This is a genomic window from Halomonas sp. NPDC076908, assembly GCF_050269715.1.
GTDB lineage: Bacteria > Pseudomonadota > Gammaproteobacteria > Pseudomonadales > Halomonadaceae > Vreelandella.
This window is the reverse complement of sequence record NZ_JBNNIW010000025.1, coordinates 1-22,351: the sequence shown is the minus strand read 5'-3', so window position 1 is coordinate 22,351 and position 22,351 is coordinate 1. Positions and strand designations below refer to the sequence as shown.

Below are 22,351 nucleotides of genomic sequence, written 5' to 3'. Positions count from 1 at the left end.
GTGCGCTTTAACAGCGCCGTTCGTTGGGTTGGTTATGGTGTTTCGGTCGTTTCCTCCTTGGCGTTTAGCGCGGTATTTTCTAAATCGTGCTGAAGTTTATTGAGGTAGTGCAACAAGCTGACGGTTTCATCGAAGGAAAAACTGCTAAGCCCATCACGGTAAAACTCATGAATTCGGGGCTGTAAACTCTCCCAAAAGGCGCGACCTTGGTGGGTCAGTAAAATAATCCGTGCGCGCTTGTCGTCGGGATGAGGAATACGTTCAACATGGGCATCGCGCTCCAAACGCTTGAGCACGCCGTCCAGGCTTTGACGGCTAACCACCAAGTACTCGGTCAGCGCATTAAACGAAATACCCTCTTCAAAGCCTTTACGTGAAAGGGCGCCCAGCACTGCCCACTGCACGGTGGTCAAGCCTACTTCGCTTATCGTCTGCTTTTGCAGGATATTGCTGACCTGAAAAAGCCGAAAAAAAAGTCGGTTAGCCACGCTTTTGTCGTCTTCACTCGCCATCGGCATATCCTTGACTGGGTCGATAGAATCCGCGCCCAGGCGATCAAGTGAGACAAGCAAGAAGCCAGCGTTCACGCAGAGACCGACTGACGCGCAATAATATTTTTCATAATCTGAGCCGTGCCATCACCAATCTGCAGCCCTAGTACATCACGCATGCGCTGGGAAAACGGCAAATCTTCCCCCCAACCCGTATGCCCGTGGGCCAGCATGCACTGTTTGATCACATCAAAGGCTAGCTTCGGTCCCCACCACTTATTCATTGCCGCTTCAGCGGTATGCGGGCGCTGGTTGTCTTTTAGCCACAGCGCGTAATAACACTGCAGCCGCGCCGCTTGTACGTAGGTTTGGTATTCCGCCAGTGGATGGGTCAAGCCTTGGAAGGCAGCTAACGGCTGGCCAAAGGCTTCACGCTGGGTGAGCCACTGCCAGGTTTCATCCAACGACTGCTGAGCCACGGCCAAACACTGTAAACCAATCAGCGCACGGCTATAGTCAAACCCCTGCATCACCTGCTTAAAGCCTTGCCCTTCGATGCCTAGCATGTGGTCGGCAGGCACACGCACATTGTCGAAGAAAATAGAGCCGCGGCCAATGGCTCGTTGGCCTGAATCCTCAAAGCGACTGGTCGAAATACCCGTGCTCTCCATGGGTACTAAAAACGCGCTGATGCCGCTGGCGCGCTGCTCTTGTGTCCCGGTGCGCGCAAAGACCACCGCTACATCCGCCTGATCGGCCATGGAAATGGAGGTTTTTTCACCTTTTAGCAGAAAGCTATCGCCATCACGGGTCGCTTTGAGCTTAAGGTTTGCTGCATCTGAGCCGCCATGGGGCTCGGTTAGCGCAATACAGCAGATCTTATGGCCAGCCGTCATGCCTGATAACCACTCTTGGGCCAACTCCGGCCGGGCGTGATGGGCGATGATTTGACCATTAAGAGAAGCGAGCAGGGGCAAGTAGCCGACGTTAAAGTCACCCCTGGCGATCTCTTCAACAATTACACCAGTGGTCATACAGTCCAGCCCGCTGCCACCGAACTCTTCGGGTAGCTCACCGCCCAGGCAGCCCATCTGGCCTAACTCGGCGACGATCTCGCGTTCAATGCATGCCGCCTGCTCACGCTGCCGATAGCGAGGGGCTAATCGCTCGCTGGCAAACCGCGCGATGGTGTCGCGAATGGCTTCTTGCTGTTCGGTAAATGCAAAATTCATGACGCTTCACTCGCTCTCTTGAGACTACCCTTTGTGAAGGGGAGCATCGGTTATGACTCATAATATTTGCGAAATTCGGGCTTACGCTTTTCCTTAAACGCGGCAACTCCTTCCTGCGACTCCTTGGTGTCGTAGTAGAGGCTTAGCGCCTGCATACCGAGTGCACCAATACCGGCGATATTTTCGCTGTCTGCATTGAAAGAGCGCTTGGCGATGGACAGGGCAGTAGGGCTTTTCTCAAGAATTTCGTCGCACCATTTACGCACTTCCTCGTCAAGCTGCTCAGGCGGCACCACAGCATTGAGCAGCCCCCAATCGAGCGCTTGCTGAGCCGTATATTTTCGACACAGGTACCAGATTTCACGGGCCCGTTTTTCGCCAATGACGCGGGCGAGATAAGCGGTGCCAAAGCCGGGGTCAACCGATCCCACTTTTGGGCCCACCTGGCCAAAAATGGCTGTCTCTGACGCAATGCTTAGATCGCAGACCACGTGTAAAACGTGCCCGCCGCCAATGGCAAACCCATTCACACGGGCAATGACCGGTTTAGGCACTTGGCGGATGAGCGTTTGCAGCTCCTCTACCGGTAGACCGATGATGCCGCGGCCATCGTATTGGCCCTCATGCGCGCCTTGATCGCCCCCGGTGCAGAATGCCTTATCACCCGCGCCGGTGAGCACAATGACGCCAATCGATTTGTCCCAGCCAGCACGGTTGAAGGCATCCAGCAGTTCCATGCAGGTTTGGCCACGGAAGGCGTTATAGCGCTCGGGTCGGTTGATAGTGATCGTTGCGACGCCGTCGTCTACCTCATACAAGATGTCTTCGTAGTGAGTGGTATGGCTCATGATTTAGCTCCTTATTTTTGTAAGCGGCTTGCGTTAACCCGCCATGGTCAGCCCGCCGGAGACGCTGATCACCTGCCCGGTAATAAAATTCGCTTCGTCGCTCGCGAGCATCACGATAATCCCAGGGTAATCTTCAGGCTGGCCTATCCGGCGCATGGGTACGGCGTTGCGGAAGGCTTCCAGTAACTTTTCAGGGTCACGGGAGGTATCGGCCACGCCTTTTAAAAGGGCAGTATCGGTAGGGCCAGGACAAACAACGTTGACGGTAATGTTTTTAGTCGCCAGCTCCCGGGCGAGGGTTTTACTTAAACCGAGCAGCCCCGCCTTACAGGCGGCATAAACGGCTTCACCGGAAGAGCCCACCCGGGCTGCATCCGAGGCAATGTTGACCACCTTGCCACCGCCCGCCTCCACCATTCTTGGCAGTACGATGTGGTGCATATTGAGCGCGCCGGTCAGGTTCACGGCAATCAGCGACTCCCACATCGCGGGGTCGGTTTTAAGAAACGGCATAAAGCGGTCAAAGCCCGCGTTATTAATCAAAATAGTGGGCGTGCCGAGCTCTGCTTCAATGCGCTTAACGGTCGCTTCAATAGCGTGGTAATTGGTGATATCCGCAGCGTAAGCGCGAGCGTTACCGCCTGCTTCAATAATGCTGTCGACACTTACTTGGGCGGCTTGCTCATCACGGTCAAGCACAGCGACCAGCGCGCCTTCCTGAGCAAAGCGTTGACACACCGCGCGGCCAATGCCGCCGCCGCCGCCGGTCACTATTACGGTTTTTCCAGTTAAACCTTGCATATTGTTTTCCCATTAGTGGCCATTTGAGGCGCATAACGACACATTAAGCGCGTGAATCGGAATGGATAGCCGCTTGGTCGCGAAGCTTAAATTTCTGAATTTTTCCAGAAGGCGTGCGTGGCAGCTCTTCCAGCACTTCAAGAAACTCCGGATGGTATTGGCGCGTCACATGCCGCTCGGTAAGAAACTGAGTGATCTCTTCAAGGCTCAGGCTGGGGTAACCCTCTTTGAGCACAACGTAAGCGACCAACCGCTCGCCTAAACGCTCATCTGGGCGCCCAACAAGCGCCAGTGCCTGGATAGCGGGATGCTGATAAAGAGTGTTTTCGATATCCACGATGGGGATATTCTCACCGCCTCGAATGACCACATCTTTAGAGCGGCCCGTGATACGCACATAGCCCGCTTCATTGAGGCGTGCTAAATCCCCCGTTGGGAACCAGCCTTCCTCATCTACGCCGTAAAGATCAGGTTGTTTGAAGTAGCCAACAAACAGACTGGCACCGCGCACCCATAGGCTGCCTTCTTGATTAGGTGGCAAGGTGTTGCCCTCAATATCGGTCACTTTGAGTTCCATAAAGGGCAGAGGGACGCCATCGGTTTCGACTGAACACGAAGGCGCATCATCCAAACGAGTAGTGGTAACGGCGCCGTTCTCGGTCATTCCCCAGGCGGAGATGATTTTAGTGGGCAAATTACGCGCCGCTTTTTCTACTAGCGGACTGGGTATAGGGGCGCCTGCACAAAGAAAGAGTTTCAGTGACTGCAGATCACTTCCGTGAGCAATCGCTTGCTCGGCGATATCTGCCAAAAAGGGAGTAGAACCCAGCATCAAACTGGGCTGTTCAAAGCGTACTATTTTGACTGCTTCAGCGGGTAACCACGTATCTTGAAGAACGGCCGTGGCCTGCAAATAGATCGGCATCATTAAGCCGTAAAGAAAGCCTAACTGATGCGCCAGAGGCGAAGGCATTAAGGCGGTATCAGCAGCATTCAGCGCTAAGCGTTCGGCAAGGGGGCGAATATGGCTAAGCAGCGTATTAGAGGTGTGCATTACCCCTTTTGGTTTGCCCGTAGTACCCGATGTGTAAAGCAGTTGCACAACATCATCACCGGATGGGCGGCGCTCTGTAAACAGTGCGGCAGTATCGCGCGTCTTTTCCTCTCCATGGTTAAGCAGGCGAGCTTCAAAGCTGGATTCTCCTTTACCTTCACCGCCAATCACCAGTACATGGGTTAGCGAAGCCAATTCTGCCTTAAGAGTTGCTGCCATGGCAGCATGATCGAAACCTCGAAACACACCGGGTACGACTAGCAGCTTACTTTCGGCTTGGGCGAGCATAAAACGCAACTCATGCTCGCGGAAAATGGGCATAAGCGGGTTAAGTACTGCGCCGACTCGAACACACGCTAAGTGGAGCGCGGTCATTTGCCACCAATTAGGCAATTGGCAAGACACCACATCCCCCACCTGAATGCCCAGCGAGACAAGCCCAACGGCTATTTGTGTGGCCCGCTCATTGAGTTCGCTATAGCTAAGCTGGGTTCGTTCTCCAGAGGCCATGGTGTAGGTAACAATGGCTGGTTTGTTAGGTGCTTGAGCAACCGCTTGATCAAGATAATCTGTAATGAGCATGTCATTCCAGGCGCCAAGCGACATCATCTTATTTCTACGCTCAGGTGTCATATTTGTACTGATTTTCATATAAAATCCTGAAATTATTTGTTATTTTAAAATATATTCACGTTTTTTACTTTCTTTTATTTTAAAAGTCTTGTGTGTAAATTAGGCTACGATGGTTTTTATGTCAACATGTTGTCTTTTATTTCCAGCATAAAAAAGAAGACATGGAGAAAGCCGTACAACAAGGTATTACCCTAATTTGTCTACGCTTTGCGACTTAGTAGTTTTTAGTGGAGAAGCTAAAGACACATGGCTTCATCAACAGGCTGGCCTTAGCATCCATTAGTCGTAAGCAATGAACAGTAACAAGAGGTATATTCCAGAGTCTCTGCAATATACCTATATGGTAGATTCGCTAATTGTTTATTTATTATATTTTAAGCGACTGATTTATATGGATTCTGAGTATTTTATGTGTCCGCAAGATGTTGCCCGATTAGGTATGCGTATCAACCTGAGAGGTATTGGTAACGCATCACTTCAACCGTAACACTCACCTACACTGTTATTACTATGCAGGTAATTACCATGCCGCAAACCACTAGGTCTGTTGAGCAAACGTCCTACGCGGAAGCCTCGGCTTTTAAGCCGGTTTCTCTTGTGCTGGGCATCCTAATAAGCCTGTGTGTTTTCTTTCTGTTGCCCGAAACGCTGGCCTTCAATGCTCGTCTTGTAGCGGGCATTGCGATGCTGATGGCCACTTGGTGGATGACCGAGGCGATCCCGATTCCTGCCACGTCGCTGCTGCCACTTGTCCTGTTCCCATTTTTCGATATTGCCTCGGTCGGTGAGACCGCCTCACCTTATGCCCACAGCATTGTCTTTCTAGTGTTGGGGGGCGTACTGCTGGGCTTGGCAACGCAGCGCTGGAATTTACATCGCCGCTTCGCTCTACTGACGGTGCTCACCGTGGGTACCAAGCCGGCTCAAATCGTCTTTGGTTTGATGTTCGCTAGTTGGTTTATCACCATGTGGGTCAGCAATACCGCCACCGCAGTGATTATGGTGCCCATTGGAGGCTCGATCATCGCGCTAGTGAAGTCACTGGGTAACGGTGATGACACGCCCAAGTTTTCTGCTGCTGTGCTATTGGGCATTGCCTATGCCATCACCATCGGCTCCATGGCCACGTTGATCGGCCAGCCGCCGATGGCGCTAATGCGTGCCTACATGGAAGACACCCACGGACTTAGCATCGGCTTTGGTCACTGGATGTTAGTGGGTGTGCCGTTCTCATTCACCATGCTGATGCTGGCTTGGCTAGTGCTGAGCAAACTGGTGTTCCGCTCGGAAGTTGAGAACATTCAGGGCGGTCGGGCGATGATCGAGACAGAGCTCAAGGGGATGGGCCATCTATCGCCTGAAGAGTCGCGTGTATTGATGGTCTTTGCCGGGGCAGTGTTCTGCTGGGTCTTCGTGCCGTTAATTGCGAGAATTCCTGTCGTGCAGAGTGCGCTGCCTTGGTTGGCTAACATCAACGACACCAGTGTGGCAATCCTCGCGGCGATTCTGATGTTTGTGGTTCCTGCCTCTAAAGGAAAAGGGGCGTTGCTGGAGTGGTCGGCCACGCGTGACGTGCCTTGGGGAGTACTGATTCTATTTGGCGGTGGCCTAACACTTTCAGCCCAGTTCACCGCCACGGGTTTGAGTGCCTGGGTTGGCGAGAGCGTCTCGGGACTGTCGGGCCTACCGCCAATTTTGATTCTAGCCATCACCGCTATCGTGATCATCCTATTGACCGAGCTAACCAGCAACACGGCGACCGCGGCTGCCTTCTTCCCGATTATGGGCTCTATTGCCATGGGGCTGGGTATTGAACCTTTCTTGATGACCATCGTGGTTACCTTTGCTGTGAGCTGCGCCTTTATGTTGCCAGTGGCAACACCTTCCAATGCGGTGGCTTTCGCAACAGGGGATCTTCCGATCAAGAGCATGATCCGTGCAGGTATCTGGCTCAACGTTATCGGCTTACTGGTGATTATGGTCTCGCTCTACACCATCGTCCCCCTGGTATTCGATGTCTCTTTTTAAGCTGGAGCTGCAAGCGTCACTGGAAACGATTTCGATTTGACGGTGGCAAATAACCGTTCTATTTTGTTCGCAATACAAATTAGTGTTCGCAATAAGAATAAAGGAGTTTTCTATGGCTCAGCCTTGCATTATTTGCGTCGCCATTACCGGCAGCCTGCCACGCAAAGAGAACAACCCTGCCGTGCCGATTACGGTGGAAGAGCAGATTGAAAGCACTCAGGCGGCGTTCGAAGCGGGCGCTAGCATCGCTCACTGCCACGTACGCAACGATGATCAAACGCCTTCATCCGACCCAGAGAAGTTTGGCCGCCTGATGGAAGGGCTCAAGAAGCACTGCCCCGGCATGATCATTCAACTCTCCACTGGCGGGCGCTCGGGTGCAGGAGAAGCCCGGGGCGGGATGCTGCCGCTGAAGCCTGATATGGCCAGCCTCTCGGTAGGTTCCAATAACTTCCCCAACCGCGTTTACGAGAATCCGCCGCAGTTGGTGGAGTGGCTTGCCGATGAGATGCTGAAGTACGGCGTAAAGCCTGAAATCGAAGCGTTTGACCTGTCGCATATTCACCAAGCGGTGAACCTTTCGAAGCAAGGCAAGCTAAAGACGCCGCTTTACGTGCAGTTTGTCATGGGCGTAAAGAATTCGATGCCAGCGGACAAGCCAACGTTTGATTTCTATATCGACACGCTCAAGCGATTGGCGCCGGATGCTCAGTGGTGTGGCGCAGGTATTGGTGCGAATCAATACGTACTTAACGAGTGGTCGATTGCTGCAGGTGGTCATACCCGTACGGGTCTTGAAGATAACGTGCGCCTGGATAGCGAAACACTGGCGCCCTCCAACGCGGCATTAGTCGAGCGAACCGTAGCACTGTGCGAGAAGTACCAGCGCCCGGTGGCTACCTGGCAGCAGGCCCGTGAGATGCTTGGGTTATAACAATACAAAACCGACAATTAATAAGCAGGAGTAAAGAGATGACGAATATCACTGTCGTGGGTGATGCACCTGAGATCGATGAGATCAAACGCGTTGTGCAACTTTATGTGGATGGCTTTCAAGGCGGTATGGAAAAGCTTCAGGAAGCCTTCCATAAAGAGGCGTGGATTTTTGCTCTGGACGCTGAGGGCGCATTGGCAACTGACTTGATCAGCGATCGCTTCGAGCGCTGGGCGAATAGCCAGCGAGCGGTCAAGAGCCGTTTTATCGCCATCACCCAGGCCGGAGATGTCGCCAGCGTGCTGTTAGGCTTTGATAATAGCGAAAACCTTGAGGATTCTTGGGTTGATGTGATTGCACTGCTCAAGGTTCAAGGCACTTGGAAAATCACCAATAAGACTGCTGCTCACAGTAGCCGTGCGGCATGGGCCAGGCCGTAGTCGACTCGACAGGGTAGGCAATGTGAGCAAAACGGCAGTGGTAATAACACTGCCGTTTTGGTTTATGGCGACTTTAGGTTAGATATGCCAGAGCCCCTACTGTCATGGCTTCGATGCCAGTGCGTAATGTCACGTCGTTGCCCGGGAAATAGTAGGGCGAGTGTGGCATTTCAAGGTGGCGCATCTTCTGCGAGACGCTTGTTCCCAAGGTTTCCGCCCAGCGCGCGGCAGGGGTGGCTCCAATAAACCAGTAGACGTAAGGGATATCATCGCCGCTAAAACCGCCTGCTTCGGCATTTCCGAACAGCGGGAAATCCTCGCTGGCATTTAGGCGTGGCATGGCAAAAAGGTTGGCGCCACCAAAATGCTCAGCGTGAGCTTGGCGAACATGCTCTACCGCCATCGGGTCGTTGTGCAGGGCGATAGTCTCGTTGAGTACTCGGAATTCCGGCAGTTTGGGCGAGCGGCCCGCTTCGCATTCTGCGCGGATAATTCGCTCAATAGACGTCACTACTTGGCGATGCAGTGCATCATCAAAGCTACGGATATTAATCTCAAGCTCTGCCGAATGAGGGATGATATTGGCCTGGGTTCCCGCGTGGAGTTTACCAACGGTCACCACCACGGTTTCTTCAGGTGGCACTTCCCGGGACACGATACTTTGCAGGCGGGTGACCACATGTGCAGCAATAACTACCGGATCCACCGTTTGAGCGGGCATGGAGCCGTGGCCTCCGTTACCATGTATAGTGACCGCCAAGTTGGTGCAGGCGGCCATAGCACTACCTTCGCGGTGGCCGATAGTGCCTGCGAGAGCGGGCATGTTGTGTTGGCCAAGAATGATGTCTGGGCGAGAGAAGCGCCTATAAAGGTCGTCATCAAGCATCGCTTGGGCACCGCCAAAAATTTCCTCTGCAGGCTGGCAGATCAGCATCAATGTGCCGGACCATTGCTCTTTCAGTCCCGCCATGACCGCAGCGGCGCCGACAATACAGCTGCTGTGTAGGTCGTGGCCGCAGGCATGCATCAACGGCACAGTTTCGCCATTTTCAGCCACAGCGGTTTCACTGCTGGCAAACTCTAGCCCTGTTTCTTCCTTGATGGGTAGCGCATCCATGTCGCCGCGCAGCATGACGGTGGGGCCTTCGCCATTACGTAGCACGGCCACGACACCCGTGCCGCCAATGTTGCGGGACACCTCATAGCCGAAATTTTCCAAAGCGTCGGCGAGTCGCGCACTCGTCTTATACTCCTGAAAGGGCAACTCGGGGGTCTGATGCAATTGACGGTAGAGTGATTGGACATCTTCGAATGCCGCATCTACATGAGTGGCAATGGCACCCTTAAAATTAAATCGATCGGTCTGGGTAATCATACTTTTCTCCAGGCTCTCATTGAGGGTGGGTAGGTGTGGGGTCAGCAAGAGTGGGCTTGACGAGCAATTGACAGGTCGTCACAACGCCAACGTTGAGCAGCATCGCCCAGACGCCTGCGTGCCAGCCAAGTGGAGAGCTCCAAGCGAATTCCATCACCAAGTAAGCCAGGCTGCCGAGCAGGGCACCCGCCATAACGCTGGCACGGCGTAGCTGTGGCATAAACAGTGCGCCAATCACCATCGGGAACAGCTGGACAATCAATCCATAAGCGCCGAGCAGGAGTAGTACCAGCGATGACGGGTTGGCCAGCGCGAACAGGTAAGCAATCAGTGAGAGGCCGAGCACGCTCCAGCGTGTTGTGCTGACGACTGCCTTCTCGCTGGCGCCTTTCATCATGGTGGGACCGAGCACATCACGCACCAACACCACAGCAGCGGTATGGGCTAGATTAGCGCCAGTAGACATGGCGGCGGCCAGTGCGCCAGAGAGCATCAAACCGATCACCCAGGGCGAGAAGTTGGCCACGTCCATCACCATGCGTAGGAGCACCGTATCAGAGCGCTCTAAAGGAGAATCGGAGAAGGTCAAGATGCCAGCAAAGCCGATAAACAGCAGCGGCACCAGCAGGTAGGCGTAGAGCGGGTAAAAGACACTGACTTTGCGCAGCGTTTTGCCGCTATCAGCAGAGTAGAACTTCATAAACAGATGCGGCCACATGGCACCGCCGAATGCGCTGACCAGTACCGCGGTGCTGAAGTAGCCCCAGTTCATGCCGGTGGCCCCAGGCATGGTCAGGTATTCAGGCATGGTTAACTGGATCTGGCTGAACATCTCGCCCACGCCGCCGTAGAGGCGCTCAGAGATCGACAGTCCCAGGAACCACGCGATAACTATCATCATGATGCCTTGGAGTAGGTTGGTCCAGCCAATGCCGTTCAGACCACTGCAGAAGACGTAGGCAGCGACTACCAGGAAGGCCAGCAATGCACCTAGCCAGAAGGGAATCAGGCCATCAGTAGCCGCCTGAAACAGTAAGCCAGCACCGGCAATCTGGATAGTAAGGTAGGGCACCAGCGCTAGCACGCCGATCACCCCGGCCAGCATACCCAGCGTTTTGCTTTGGTAGTGATCGGCAATCATATCGCCTTGAGTGAGATAACCCCGTTCACGACCTAATTTGGCTACTCTCGGCCCCATGGCCCAAATAGTGATGGGTATTAGCGACAGGTAAGCCAGAATATAGAAGGCTGGTGCACCGTGCTGGTAGCTCCAGCCCGGTGCACCCAGGAATGCAAAGGCGGAGAAGATTTCGGCACCGAGGATGAAGAACAGGATCACCACGCCCACATGGCGGCCTCCCGCTACATAACCCTCCAAGCTTGAATTTTCCTGACCGCGAGCGCGGAGCCCCACCCATAGCACCAGAACGAGATAGGTTAAGGTGATGCCGACGACAATGATCGAATCATTCATGGCGACCACCTCTGTGGCGAATCACAAAAGCCACCCACATGCCGACAAATAGAATCAGCATCCAGAGGATGTACCAGAAAAATAGAAAGGGCAGCCCAAGCACGGTAGGTTCGATACGATTAGCGATCAGTGCGCCGGGCCAGATCATCGCTAGGGTGCACACGGCAAAGTGCAACCCCGTTAGAAGGTGATAGGTCTTGTTCATAGGGTTTCCTGCTCGCCATGGCGAGTCTTGTTATGAAGTGTTCATTCACTATGAAACAAGGATAGAGATACCAAAAATATAGATTTTAGATGCTAGCCATGTCATATGGGTATGGAAAGCCGGTATGGTCGTAAGTGTTGGTAGTAATGGTGAACTGTCCCTGAATGAGGGTTCTTGAGTATTTGTGAGGTGTTTCAGTCCATGGAGTTTCGCCAACTGGAGTACTTTATTGCCGTGGTAGAGACAGGATCGATTTCTGCCGCTAGCCGCAAAGTGCATGTTGCTCAACCTGCGCTGACACGGCAGATGCGGCTACTGGAAGACGATGTTGGTACACAGCTTCTTGATCGTCACGCTCGTGGTGTTCGATTGACCGTGGCAGGTCGAACGCTTTATAGCGAGGCCACCCGACTCATTGACGATCGTGCAGACATCAAGGCGCGTCTGCTGGCGATGGGCCGTGGCCAAACCGGGAAGCTTAGTCTTGGTGTCACTGTGACGCATCTATGGGTGCCAGAAGTGGCCAAGCTCATGGGCGGCTATCGTGGTCGTTACCCTCATGTGGCACTGGATGTCTTTACGTTACTTTCCGGTCCGCAGTTGGAGAAGCTGAATCAGGGAGGGCTCGATGCAGGTATTATTTATCATGATGACCATACGCCCTCAGGCATTAAGGCCCACCTTTTGCAGCGTGACCATCTGATCCTTGCCGTGCCCGTCAACTCATATTGGGCGCAATCGCCGCCAACACGTCTGGTGGAGCTTGCAGAGACTGAGTTTGTATGGGGATACCGTGGGATCTCGCCGGTCTATTACGATCGAATGGTCGCGCATTTTTCACGTCTAAATTTCGAGCCCCGCGTAGTGCAGTATGGCGCCGATAACATCACCATTCTTAGTATGGTGGCCGCAGGGTTGGGTGTGTCCATTGTACCGGCTGCCAGCCGTAGCCATCCCATGCCCGGTATCTGTTTTATTGAACTGGAGGAGTTAACCACCTGTGATATGCCGCTATGGCTAGCGTGGCGCGCAGGCAATGTATCTCCTGTGCTTAATAATTTTATTCAAATGGCAGTAGATATATTTGAGTAAAATCGGCTGCTCGGACGCCAACAAAAGCAAACCGTTGCGTTTTTCAACACAACAGCTTGGGTGAAGGCTGACAACGGTGTGAGCGGTAGAGGTAGGTGATCTAGCTCAATTTTCTGAGCGATGCAGCAAAAAAACTCATCGGAAATTGCCCAGTTTTCCATGGTTACGTCATTGAAAATGACATAGCCGTATTGTGGGTCGACCTTATATGCACATTACATAAAAGCGATAACTGTTAAACGAGATTTACTCCCCACATTCGAAGTTATCCCAGTACGGAGGGTCTCCGAAATAGCCGTCTAAAAAGTCGATAAAGCACCGTACCTTACTTGCCAATAATTTGCGGTGTGCATAAACAGCATAAAGACCTAAAGGGGCGGGTTCGCACTCAGGGAGAATCACTTTGAGGCTGCCCTTGGCAATCGCCTCGCCGGAAATAAAGGTAGGTTGAATGGCAATGCCAGCCCCCTGAATAGCTGCTTTGATCAACACATCGCCATTATTACTGATTAAGTCTCCCTCTTGATGTCGCCCAGTAGTGGGGAGCCACTCTGTGGCGGGCAATCCCATATCATGCTCCATATAGCTGTAACGCAGATATCGATGTTTTTTCAGTTCACTGGGGCTTTTAGGTGTGCCATGGCGGGCTAAATAGTCAGGCGAGGCGCATATTACCAGCCGCACGGGGGCAATAAACTTAGCGATGAGAGAAGAGCTTTTCAAATGGCCAATGCGTAAAGCGATATCAAACCCCTCCTCTACGATATCCACTTTTCTATCGTTCAACTGTAAGTCAATGCTAACGGCTGGGTGTGCCTGTTGAAACTCAGCAAGCAGTGGCGCTAAGTGCAGTGTCGCGAAGGAAACAGGGGCGCTGATTCGCAAACGACCCCGAGCACCTTCTTGCAAGTCATTGAGCTGACTGTCCATATCGTCAATGTCGTCAAGCACCTGCTGGGCATGCTCAAAGTAACGAATGCCCGCTTCTGTGAGATGCACTTTTCGGGTTGTGCGGTTCAAAAGTCGCACCCCAAGGCGCTCTTCCAACTGAGATACATATTTACTAACGAGTTGAGGCGACATTTCAAGTCGCTCGGCGGCCTGGGTGAAGGTTCCTTCGCTAACTACGTTGACGAAGGCTCTCATGGCATCAATACGATCCATTCGTTTCCCTATCGCTGACGGAAATAAATATTATCAACGTTTTGTTGTTAATAATGCAACATCTTCGACCTTATTGTTTCTTCATGGCGAGAGTAAAGTGCGTTCATCAGTAACGCAAAGCTTGTTAAATAAACGACATTCGCTATTCGAGGAACAACTCATGAAAAACCAATTCGCACACACATTATTTAATTCCACTGGCGGCTATGCGGCCCTGGCTTTAAGACTACCGGTCGGTTTGATATTAGCGGCACACGGTGCACAGAAATTGTTTGGTTGGTTCGGGGGCTACGGCTTGGAAGGCACCGGACAATGGATGGCCAGTATCGGTCTTGAACCCGGTTATACGATGGCGTTACTGGCAGGTAGCGCCGAGTTTTTGGGAGGGATCGCTTTATTCCTCGGGCTTTTGACCCGCCCAGCGGCGATTGTTTCAGCCTTCACCATGCTGGTCGCCATTTTAAGTGTCCATTTGGGTAACGGCCTGTTCCTGACTAACAACGGCTACGAATACGCACTTGCTCTTTTCGCCATCACCACTGCGTTAGCGATTCAAGGAGCCGGGCGCTTGTCAGTCGATAGTCTGCTGCAGTCACAGTTCTTTCAGGGTCGAAAATAACTCTTAGCATACCGGTCGCCCCGCCACTATTGACGGGGCTTGTTTTGATGGAAGGAGATTACTATGTTGGTTAACGGAACATGGCAGGAAAACTGGCACCCTATGCAGGCCAAAGATGAAGAGGGGCGGTTTATTCGCCAACTATCGTCGTTTCGCCATTGGATCACACCGGACGGCTCGCCTGGTATCACAGGCAAAGGTGGCTTTAAGGCAGAAAAAGACCGCTATCACCTTTACGTTGCTTATATCTGCCCCTGGGCTTCCCGTACGCTTATGGCGCGTCAGCTGAAAGGCCTAACGAATATGATCAGTGTGACGGTCGTTGACCCCCGGTTATCCGATAATGGCTGGCAGTTTGGCGACTACCCCGGTGCCAATGAAGATAACCTCAATGGCGCTCAGTATTTGCATGAACTGTATTCACGAGCCGACCCAACCTACACCGGGCGAGCAACCGTTCCCGTTTTGTGGGACAAGAAAACACAAACCATTGTCAATAATGAGTCAGCCGATATTCTTCGCATGCTCAACAATGCGTTCGAGGATTTTGGCCAACTAGGATCGAATCTATACCCAGTAGATTTAGCCAACGACATTGATGCGTTGAACGAGGTTATCTATAAAAACCTCAATAACGGTGTCTACCAAGCAGGGTTTGCATCGTCTCAGCAAGCGTACGAAGAGGCATATGGCAAGGTGTTTCTAACCTTGGATGAACTCGAAACACGTTTATCTGATGGACGTTCTTATCTGTTCGGCGAACGGCTAACGGAAACCGATGTTCGGCTATTCGTGACGTTGATCAGGTTTGATGCTGCCTATCACGGGCTATTCAAATGCAATCGAAATACACTTCAAGGCATGCCTTACTTGCACGCTTATATGCAACGAATCTACGCGATTAATGGGATCGCCGACACGGTCAATATTGAGCACATCAAAGCCGGGTATTACTCAATCAAAGCGCTGAACCCCAGCGGTATTGTGCCGGTAGGGCCTGCAGTCATTTAAGTTTAAAAAATTAATGAATAGGGCTATGGCCGCGTTTTGCAACCTTCAGTCTTAAGTAACCATGAGGAAACGATGATGAACACCTCGCCAGATATTTTATTTCTCTCCCACGGCGGCGGGCCTCTGCCGCTATTGGGTGACCCAGCTCACCAAGAGATGGTCGAGTCGCTGAAAGGAATCGCCAACGTCATCAGCAAACCGTCGGCTATTTTAATTATCAGCGCCCACTGGGAAGCGTCTGTCCCCACGATCACGTCAGGGGCCGCTCCAGAGCTGATCTACGACTATGGGGGATTCCCACCCGAAGCCTACCAAATTCAGTACCCCTGCCAGGGGGAACCTGAGTTGGCACACCAGGTGAGCAGGGCGCTTGAAAACGCCGGCATTCCGGCGACACTCGATGCGCAGCGTGGTTTTGATCATGGCGTGTTTGTTCCGCTTAAAATAATGTATCCAGAGGCCGATATTCCCTGTGTACAGCTCTCGTTGGTTAACAACCTTAGCGCTGATACGCACCTTGCCATTGGCCAAGCGCTAACATCTCTGAAACGCGAGAACCTGCTGGTGATCGGCTCAGGTTTTTCATTCCATAACATGCGGGAATTCTTTAGCCCCATTACGCAAGAGAGCCAAGCTAAAAATCAGGCCTTCGAAGAGTGGCTAGTGACTACCTGCTCCAGTCAAGAGATTGATGAAGCAGAGCGCAGTCGTCGCTTGGCTAACTGGGATCATGCACCCTATGCACGTTTCTGCCATCCCCGGGAAGAGCATCTACTGCCCCTGCACGTATGTTATGGCTTAGCTGGCAGGCCAAGTGATGAGCAGTTATCAGCCACTATATTGAACAAGGCATCAGGCATGTTCTATTGGTCACGAAAGAGTGCCACGTAAAACGCGCTGAGAGGAGTCGCTGAGCGTGATTTATTACTCTGAGAACATCTCAAACATAAGCCCCCGCAACCAGCGATTACCAGGGTCTTGATGAAAGCGGCGGTGCCAGAAAAGATTAATCGGAATCTCGGGGAATGCCAGAGGGAGCTCACGAACGGCTAGTCCAAATCGCGCTCGTGTCGCCTCGGCCAGCTTGCTGGTTACCGTCACCACTAAGTCACTACTGCTGACGATATAGGGAACGGCTGCGAAATGTGGCAGTGTTAATCGAACTGGACGCACAACCCCTGCATGCGCAAGCTGCTCTTCGATGATTCCGTGCCCGGTGCCCTGGGCAACCACCACAGCGTGATGCGCTGCGCGAAAATCCTCAATACTAAAATTCCCCTCAGCAAGCTGGTGATCTTCGCGCATCAGGCAAACGTAGCGCTGTACAAACAGTCGTTGCTGGTAAAAACCTGCTCCCAGTTGCGGGATCAGGCCAACTGCCAAGTCTATCTCTCCTTCCTCCATCTCGTGTTTTAGGTCGTTATGGTGGCTGCGCACGGTATTAATTGAAACGCCCGGTGCTTGTTGAGAAAGGTGCTGCAGCAAGCGTGGAAGAAATACGATTTCACCAATGTCAGTCATGTTGATATGAAATGTGCGATCACTCTTTGCGGGGTTGAAATCATCGCATAGGTTCAGCGTGTCGTTCATTCGCGCCAACGCATCCGCAATGCCGGGGTGAAGTCGGCTGGCACGGGGCGTAGGTTGCAGCCCTTGTGACGTGCGCTCGAAAAGTTCGTCCTCCAACAAGTGTCGTAACCGTTTCAGTGCATGGCTCACCGCCGGTTGAGTGATGCCCAAGCGCAGCGCAACCCGCTGCGTATTCTGCTCTTGGTACAACAAGTCAAAAACGACCAGCAGATTAAGGTCAATATTGGCAAGTTTCTCCATCAACTAGCGCCTCGCTGCGTATCCAACAATAGTTGTATGCGGCAGTCAGAGATGTTTTTAAATGATTGATTCATATTGTTATTAGCGCCGTTTATAGTCTGAATGAAGGAGGCTGTGTGGTTGCTGTTAACGCTCCCGAATAGCGTTAGGGGGAGAGCATGACGCTCAACATACAACGATAAGCCCCTGAGCAGAGTGAAATCATGGTAGCTAACAACACAGTAGCAAATACACAACAAAAACGTCTTTCAATTGGCATCGTTGGTGGTGGTATCGGCGGCGTAGCCTTCGCCGTCGCTCTATCTCGCGACAGCCACCTTGATGTACAGCTTTTCGAAGCCGCACCACAGTTCTCTGAAATTGGTGCCGGGGTCTCCTTTGGCCCTAATGCGGTAAAGGCTATTCAGCGGCTGGGCTTGGAAGCTTCCTATCAACGTATTGCCGATTCTTCACCCGCTCCCTTTGAGGATGTTTGGTTTGAATGGCGGCGTGGCAGCGATGATGCTTACTTGACCGCCAGCTTAGCGCCAGGTGTCGGCCAGTCCTCAGTACACCGTGCCGATTTTTTGGAAGCCATTGTCGCCAATCTACCAGAGGGCATCGCTCACTTTGGCAAGCGCTGTGTCGAGGTTAAGCAAGATGCCGATAGCGCCACAGCCTACTTTGATGATGGCACACATTTTACCGGCGATGTGATCATTGGCTTTGATGGAATTAAGTCTGGGGTGCGACGCCATGTCTTACCTCCAGAGCAGTACGGCGAGATTACCCCGTTTTGGAGTGGCACTTACGCCTACCGCGGCATGATCCCGACCGATGAGCTAGAGGCCGCTTTAGAGGCTAAAGGTAGCGAGAAACGCCTAGCACTAGTACCCCAAATGTATCTTGGCAAAGACCGACACATCCTGACGTTTCCGGTTAAGCAGTCGCAACTGATCAATGTTGTCGCTTTTATTACTGACCGCTCTACACCGAACCCTAAACTTGCCGAAGGTGAAGAATGGGTACAAGCCACCAGCCAGAAGGAAATGCTGGAGGTTTTCGAGGGGTGGAGCCCAGCCTGCCAAGCAATCCTTGAATGCATTCCTGAGCCAACGCGTTGGGCGCTGCATGAGTTACCCGAACTTGCCCGTTACCATCGTGACCGTGTGCTGATTGTTGGCGACGCTGCCCATGCATTGGTGCCGCACCAGGGGGCGGGGGCGGGGCAAGCGCTTGAAGATGCCTACGTCCTGGCAAGTCTTCTGACTGATGAGCATTGTGATCGCCACACTGTTAACGATTTCTTAGCCGCTTTTGAGCAGGTGCGTCACGCCCGCACTTGCAGGGTGCAGCAAACGTCCCATGAAGCTGGCGATGTCTATGAATATGCCGGTGAGTATATCGGCGACGACGAAGCCAAGCTGATTGAAAACCTCGAAAACCGATTCGATTGGCTCTGGAACCACGATCCTCACGACGATGTGTTGGCGGCACGCCATAAATTGGCCTTAGACAATTAGCTCTTTATTACTAAGTTTCAGCCGTAAAAGAGGTCGAGTTACCGCCTTGCCTTATTCTTTTGTCGCACAAGATACTCAACGCAGAGCGCTTTGGAGAAAGCGGTTCGTATCTACCAGTGGCGGGCGGGCTTATGGTTTAGAGCTTTCATCTCTCATGATCGTTAGTAGTAGGTGCTGTACATGCCTGAAAGCAGGGTGATGTCCTATTTGTTACGCCACCTAGTTGCAAGTTGCGCGCCATTTAAGTCATTCACCTGTCTTCAACTAATTGATAAATAATATAAAAATAAGCTGTAGGGTTTAGTAAAGGCAGTAGCGACTACATAATGCTATCCACAAGCTAAAAAAATGCAGTTCTAACCACTGGCTGGTGATACCTCCTCGGTATAGCCAAGCACCTAAACAATATTGGTTCCGTCGTGTAACGCCAATCAAACTGATATCCAGTCAAATGATTGCCAGACGCCGGAGCTGCCATGTCAACCGTCATCCAACATATTGAGACGCTGCTAGTCGATTTACCGACCATCCGTCCTCACAAACTTTCCATGACCACCATGGCCTGCCAAACCATGGTTATTGTGCGTATGCGCCACTCCGATGGTATCGAAGGGCTGGGCGAGGGCACTACCATTGGTGGATTGGCTTACGGCCCGGAAAGCCCGGAGAGCATTAAGCGCAATATTGATACCTACCTGACACCGCTGCTGATTGGTCAGCCATCTAACAATGTTCATCAGCTGCGCGCCCGGCTTAACCGTCATACTCGCGGCAATATGATCGCCAAGTCTGCGCTAGAGACAGCGCTATTAGATGCTCAGGGTAAGCGCCTGGGGTTGAGTGTCGCCGAACTGCTCGGCGGCACACGCCAAGAACATTTACCGGTGCTTTGGACCCTCGCAAGCGGCGATACCGCCAAGGATATCGATGAAGCGCTGCTGCGTTTAGAGCAACGTCGCCATTGCGACTTCAAGTTAAAAATTGGTGCTAACCCGGTGGATCAGGATGTACGCCATGTAGCGGCGATAAAAGAAGCCTTAGGTGATCGTGCCAGTGTTCGCGTTGATGTTAATCAGGCGTGGGATGAATCGACTGCGGTGAGGGGTATTCAAGCGTTGCAGGATGCCGGTATTGAGTTAATCGAGCAGCCCATTGCTGCCCGTGAACATGCCGGTTTAGTTCGCTTGGCTAACCGCTTCAACGTGCCAATGCTGGCTGACGAGGCCGTTCAGGATGCCCGCGATGGTCTTGATCTTATCTGTAGTGGCTTTAGTGGTGCCTTCGCCCTGAAGATTGCCAAATCCGGCGGTATTCACGGCGTGTTGGAACTGGCTCATGTGGCGCAAGCGGCCGGGGTTGGCCTCTATGGCGGCACACTGCTAGAGGGCACCATTGGTACCGCTGCCTCTTTACACGCCTGGGCGACGCTGCCCGAAATGGCCTGGGGCACGGAAATGTTCGGCCCGCTGCTGCTGAAAGATGACATCGTCGTTGAGCCCCTCAACTACACCGAGTTTGGCGTTGAAGTGCCCCAAGGCGCTGGACTGGGCATCACCTTAGATGAAGATAAGTTGGCGCATTATTCACGTAAGTAAAAGTCACGTAAATAAAGCCATCGTTTGCGTTCGCCCGTCATGCAAGAGGAGAGTTGTATGCTGTTTCAAGTAGAGATGACCGTTAAGTTGCCGACCGATATGCCCACAGAGCAAGCGGCGAAGATTAAGGCGACTGAAAAGGCGTATTCCCAAGACCTGCAGCGCCAGGGCAAATGGCGTCACTTGTGGCGGGTAGCGGGTAGCTACTCAAACGTCAGTATTTTTGACGTAGAAGATAACGCCGAGCTGCAAGAACTCGTCAGTAACCTGCCGCTATTTCCCTATATGGAGATTACCGTCAAGCCACTCTGTCGCCACCCCTCTTCGGTACGGGACGACGACAGCTAATCGCCTATAGAACACGCCAGTTCTTTTTATAAAACAATATCCTATAAAAATAGAGGTTTCACCATGACCGTGAAGATATTTGACACCCCCGACGTCCAAGCGTTTGTCAAAACCGTTGCCGGCTTTGATAAAACCGGCGGCAATGACCGCGCCAAGCAAATTGTCCATCGCTTAGTCGGCGACCTATTCAAGCTGATTGACGACTTCGATGTCACGGAAGAAGAGTACTGGGCGGGCGTTAACCTGCTCAATGCGCTGGGTAGCCAGACCCAGTTCGGCTTGTTGTCCCCGGGGCTGGGTTTTGACCACTTCCTCGACATGCGCCAAGACGCTATTGATGCCGAAGCCAAGCGCACGGGCGGCACGCCACGCACCATCGAAGGCCCGCTGTATGTAGCTGGTGCGCCGGAAGCCGAAGGCTTCGCCCGCATGGACGACGGCAGTGACCCCGATGGCGAGGTGATGTGGCTGACCGGTCAGGTGCGCGATGTCGACGGTACCCCGATCCCAGGCGCCAAAGTTGAAATCTGGCACTGCAACTCCAAGGGCGGCTACTCGTTCTTTGATCCCTCCCAGGACGAGTACAACATGCGCCGCACGATCTACGCAGACAGCGACGGCCGCTACACCGCGCGCAGCATTATTCCCTCCGGCTACGGCGTACCCGAAGGCGCCCCCACCGATGTGGTGCTCAAGTCCCTGGGCCGTCACGGCGAGCGCCCGGCGCATATCCACTACTTCGTCTCCGCCCCGGGCCACCAGCACCTGACCACCCAGATCAACCTGGCGGGCGACCCCTACACCTTTGACGACTTCGCCTTCGCGACACGGGAAGAGCTGGTGGTGCCCGCTGAACGGATCGAAGATCCGGCCGAGATCGCCAAGCGTGACCTGGAGGGCCCGTTCTCCCACGTGGTGTTCGATGTGGCACTGGCCCCCGCCGAGGCGCCCGAGCTGCAAGTGCGTCACGCCCGTCCCCGCGCCAAGGAAGACGAGCAGGATCTGGCCAGCCAGCTCGCCGGTACTGCCAAGGTTTAACCCCTATACCTTGAGCAAGGCGGGCCCTCCCCTTGGCCCGCCTGAGCAAGACATCACAGCGCGACATAATAAATACGAGGAGAGAGATCATGACCACACAGCTTGATCAGCTCGAAGCCCGCGTGCGCGGCGCCGTCCAAGACGACCCCGACAATGGCATCTTCCGCTGCCACCGCAGCATGTTCACCGACCCCGCCTTCTTTGAACTTGAGCTCAAGCACATCTTCGAAGGCAACTGGCTGTTCCTGGCCCACGAGAGCCAGATCAGTGAGCCGGGTGACTACATGACCGTCACCATGGGCCGCCAGCCAGTGATCATCACCCGCGACAAGCAGGGTGAATTGCATGGCCTGATTAATGCCTGTGCCCACCGCGGCGCCACATTATGTCGCCGTAAGCGCGGCAACAAGGGCACCTTCACCTGCCCGTTCCACGGCTGGACGTTCAAAAACGACGGCCAGCTGCTCAAAGCCAAAAACGAGAAAAACGGCGCCTACCCTGACCAGTTCAAACAGGATGGCTCCCACAATCTCAAGCGTCTACCGCGCTTTGAAAACTACAAAGGCTTCCTGTTCGGCAGCTTGAGTGACGACGTACAACCGCTCGAACAACACCTGGGCGAAACCACCAAGGTCAT

The 22,351-nt window shown here is 53.0% G+C and carries 22 protein-coding genes; 12 read left to right on the top strand and 10 right to left on the bottom strand.

Annotation, left to right across the window (positions count from 1 at the left end):
- Positions 1 to 32: 32 nt before the first annotated feature.
- The 5 genes from ACQKE4_RS14300 to ACQKE4_RS14280 are packed head-to-tail and all read right to left on the bottom strand — an operon-like array spanning position 33 to position 5,077.
- A complete protein-coding gene (locus tag ACQKE4_RS14300) occupies positions 33 to 587 on the bottom strand; it encodes a MarR family winged helix-turn-helix transcriptional regulator (RefSeq protein WP_290836381.1) in 555 nt (184 codons plus the stop codon).
- Positions 584 to 1,723: a cyclohexanecarboxyl-CoA dehydrogenase gene (gene aliB / locus ACQKE4_RS14295; RefSeq protein ID WP_290836382.1), complete on the bottom strand. Its 1,140-nt coding sequence runs from the start codon at positions 1,721 to 1,723 to the stop codon at positions 584 to 586. Before aliB ends, ACQKE4_RS14300 begins: the two co-directional genes overlap by 4 nt.
- 50 nt (positions 1,724 to 1,773) lie before the next feature.
- Positions 1,774 to 2,571, bottom strand: a complete 798-nt coding sequence (locus ACQKE4_RS14290) for an enoyl-CoA hydratase-related protein (RefSeq protein WP_290836383.1) — start codon at positions 2,569 to 2,571, stop codon at positions 1,774 to 1,776.
- A gap of 33 nt (positions 2,572 to 2,604) precedes the next feature.
- Positions 2,605 to 3,372, bottom strand: coding sequence for an SDR family NAD(P)-dependent oxidoreductase (locus tag ACQKE4_RS14285; protein WP_290836384.1), 768 nt, complete (start codon positions 3,370 to 3,372; stop codon positions 2,605 to 2,607).
- A gap of 43 nt (positions 3,373 to 3,415) precedes the next feature.
- A complete protein-coding gene (locus ACQKE4_RS14280) occupies positions 3,416 to 5,077 on the bottom strand; it encodes an AMP-binding protein (RefSeq protein ID WP_290836385.1) in 1,662 nt (553 codons plus the stop codon).
- A 507-nt stretch (positions 5,078 to 5,584) separates the two neighbouring features.
- Here ACQKE4_RS14280 and ACQKE4_RS14275 point away from each other — a divergent pair.
- From ACQKE4_RS14275 to ACQKE4_RS14265, 3 genes are all read left to right on the top strand, one after another.
- Positions 5,585 to 7,087, top strand: a complete 1,503-nt coding sequence (locus tag ACQKE4_RS14275) for an SLC13 family permease (RefSeq protein WP_427389068.1) — start codon at positions 5,585 to 5,587, stop codon at positions 7,085 to 7,087.
- A 112-nt stretch (positions 7,088 to 7,199) separates the two neighbouring features.
- Positions 7,200 to 8,021 (top strand): 3-keto-5-aminohexanoate cleavage protein, encoded by an 822-nt coding sequence (locus tag ACQKE4_RS14270; protein WP_290836387.1) that lies wholly within the window; start codon positions 7,200 to 7,202, stop codon positions 8,019 to 8,021.
- A gap of 38 nt (positions 8,022 to 8,059) precedes the next feature.
- Entirely contained in the window at positions 8,060 to 8,461 is a 402-nt protein-coding gene (locus ACQKE4_RS14265) for a nuclear transport factor 2 family protein (protein ID WP_290836388.1), read from the top strand.
- A 73-nt stretch (positions 8,462 to 8,534) separates the two neighbouring features.
- Here the strand turns inward: ACQKE4_RS14265 and ACQKE4_RS14260 are convergent, their stop codons facing one another.
- Genes ACQKE4_RS14260 through ACQKE4_RS14250 form a run of 3 tightly spaced genes read right to left on the bottom strand, consistent with a single transcriptional unit; the run spans position 8,535 to position 11,515 of the window.
- Positions 8,535 to 9,836, bottom strand: coding sequence for an amidohydrolase (locus tag ACQKE4_RS14260; protein ID WP_427389067.1), 1,302 nt, complete (start codon positions 9,834 to 9,836; stop codon positions 8,535 to 8,537).
- Between the two features lie 16 nt (positions 9,837 to 9,852).
- Entirely contained in the window at positions 9,853 to 11,310 is a 1,458-nt protein-coding gene (locus tag ACQKE4_RS14255) for a sodium:solute symporter family protein (protein ID WP_290836390.1), read from the bottom strand.
- Positions 11,303 to 11,515, bottom strand: coding sequence for a hypothetical protein (locus ACQKE4_RS14250; RefSeq protein ID WP_290836391.1), 213 nt, complete (start codon positions 11,513 to 11,515; stop codon positions 11,303 to 11,305). Before ACQKE4_RS14250 ends, ACQKE4_RS14255 begins: the two co-directional genes overlap by 8 nt.
- A gap of 201 nt (positions 11,516 to 11,716) precedes the next feature.
- Here ACQKE4_RS14250 and ACQKE4_RS14245 point away from each other — a divergent pair, with 201 nt between their 5' ends.
- Positions 11,717 to 12,607: a LysR family transcriptional regulator gene (locus tag ACQKE4_RS14245; protein WP_427389066.1), complete on the top strand. Its 891-nt coding sequence runs from the start codon at positions 11,717 to 11,719 to the stop codon at positions 12,605 to 12,607.
- Between the two features lie 246 nt (positions 12,608 to 12,853).
- On the opposite strand, the gene ACQKE4_RS14240 is transcribed toward ACQKE4_RS14245, so the two are convergent.
- A complete protein-coding gene (locus tag ACQKE4_RS14240; RefSeq protein ID WP_290836393.1) occupies positions 12,854 to 13,771 on the bottom strand; it encodes a LysR family transcriptional regulator in 918 nt (305 codons plus the stop codon).
- 160 nt (positions 13,772 to 13,931) lie between these two features.
- Here ACQKE4_RS14240 and ACQKE4_RS14235 point away from each other — a divergent pair, with 160 nt between their 5' ends.
- The 3 genes from ACQKE4_RS14235 to ACQKE4_RS14225 all read left to right on the top strand — a co-directional run bounded on the left by ACQKE4_RS14235 (position 13,932) and on the right by ACQKE4_RS14225 (position 16,292).
- Positions 13,932 to 14,390 carry a DoxX family protein gene (locus ACQKE4_RS14235; RefSeq protein ID WP_427389076.1) on the top strand — a complete coding sequence of 153 codons (459 nt, stop codon included), beginning with the start codon at positions 13,932 to 13,934 and terminating at the stop codon, positions 14,388 to 14,390.
- Positions 14,391 to 14,453: 63 nt separating this feature from the next.
- Positions 14,454 to 15,401, top strand: a complete 948-nt coding sequence (locus ACQKE4_RS14230) for a glutathione S-transferase family protein (protein WP_290836394.1) — start codon at positions 14,454 to 14,456, stop codon at positions 15,399 to 15,401.
- A 72-nt stretch (positions 15,402 to 15,473) separates the two neighbouring features.
- Entirely contained in the window at positions 15,474 to 16,292 is an 819-nt protein-coding gene (locus ACQKE4_RS14225; RefSeq protein ID WP_290836395.1) for a DODA-type extradiol aromatic ring-opening family dioxygenase, read from the top strand.
- 33 nt (positions 16,293 to 16,325) lie between these two features.
- On the opposite strand, the gene ACQKE4_RS14220 is transcribed toward ACQKE4_RS14225, so the two are convergent.
- Positions 16,326 to 17,231: a LysR family transcriptional regulator gene (locus ACQKE4_RS14220; RefSeq protein WP_290836396.1), complete on the bottom strand. Its 906-nt coding sequence runs from the start codon at positions 17,229 to 17,231 to the stop codon at positions 16,326 to 16,328.
- Positions 17,232 to 17,434: 203 nt separating this feature from the next.
- Between ACQKE4_RS14220 and salA the strand changes: the two genes are divergently transcribed.
- The 5 genes from salA to ACQKE4_RS14195 all read left to right on the top strand — a co-directional run.
- Positions 17,435 to 18,733 (top strand): salicylate 1-monooxygenase, encoded by a 1,299-nt coding sequence (gene salA, locus ACQKE4_RS14215; protein WP_427389065.1) that lies wholly within the window; start codon positions 17,435 to 17,437, stop codon positions 18,731 to 18,733.
- A gap of 476 nt (positions 18,734 to 19,209) precedes the next feature.
- Positions 19,210 to 20,328 carry a muconate/chloromuconate family cycloisomerase gene (locus ACQKE4_RS14210; protein WP_290836398.1) on the top strand — a complete coding sequence of 373 codons (1,119 nt, stop codon included), beginning with the start codon at positions 19,210 to 19,212 and terminating at the stop codon, positions 20,326 to 20,328.
- 57 nt (positions 20,329 to 20,385) lie between these two features.
- A complete protein-coding gene (gene catC, locus ACQKE4_RS14205) occupies positions 20,386 to 20,676 on the top strand; it encodes a muconolactone Delta-isomerase (protein ID WP_290836399.1) in 291 nt (96 codons plus the stop codon).
- Positions 20,677 to 20,739: 63 nt separating this feature from the next.
- Entirely contained in the window at positions 20,740 to 21,714 is a 975-nt protein-coding gene (gene catA, locus ACQKE4_RS14200) for a catechol 1,2-dioxygenase (RefSeq protein WP_427389064.1), read from the top strand.
- 89 nt (positions 21,715 to 21,803) lie between these two features.
- Positions 21,804 to 22,351, top strand: a 548-nt coding sequence (locus ACQKE4_RS14195) for a Rieske 2Fe-2S domain-containing protein (protein ID WP_427389063.1), incomplete at its 3' end; no start/stop codon positions are given.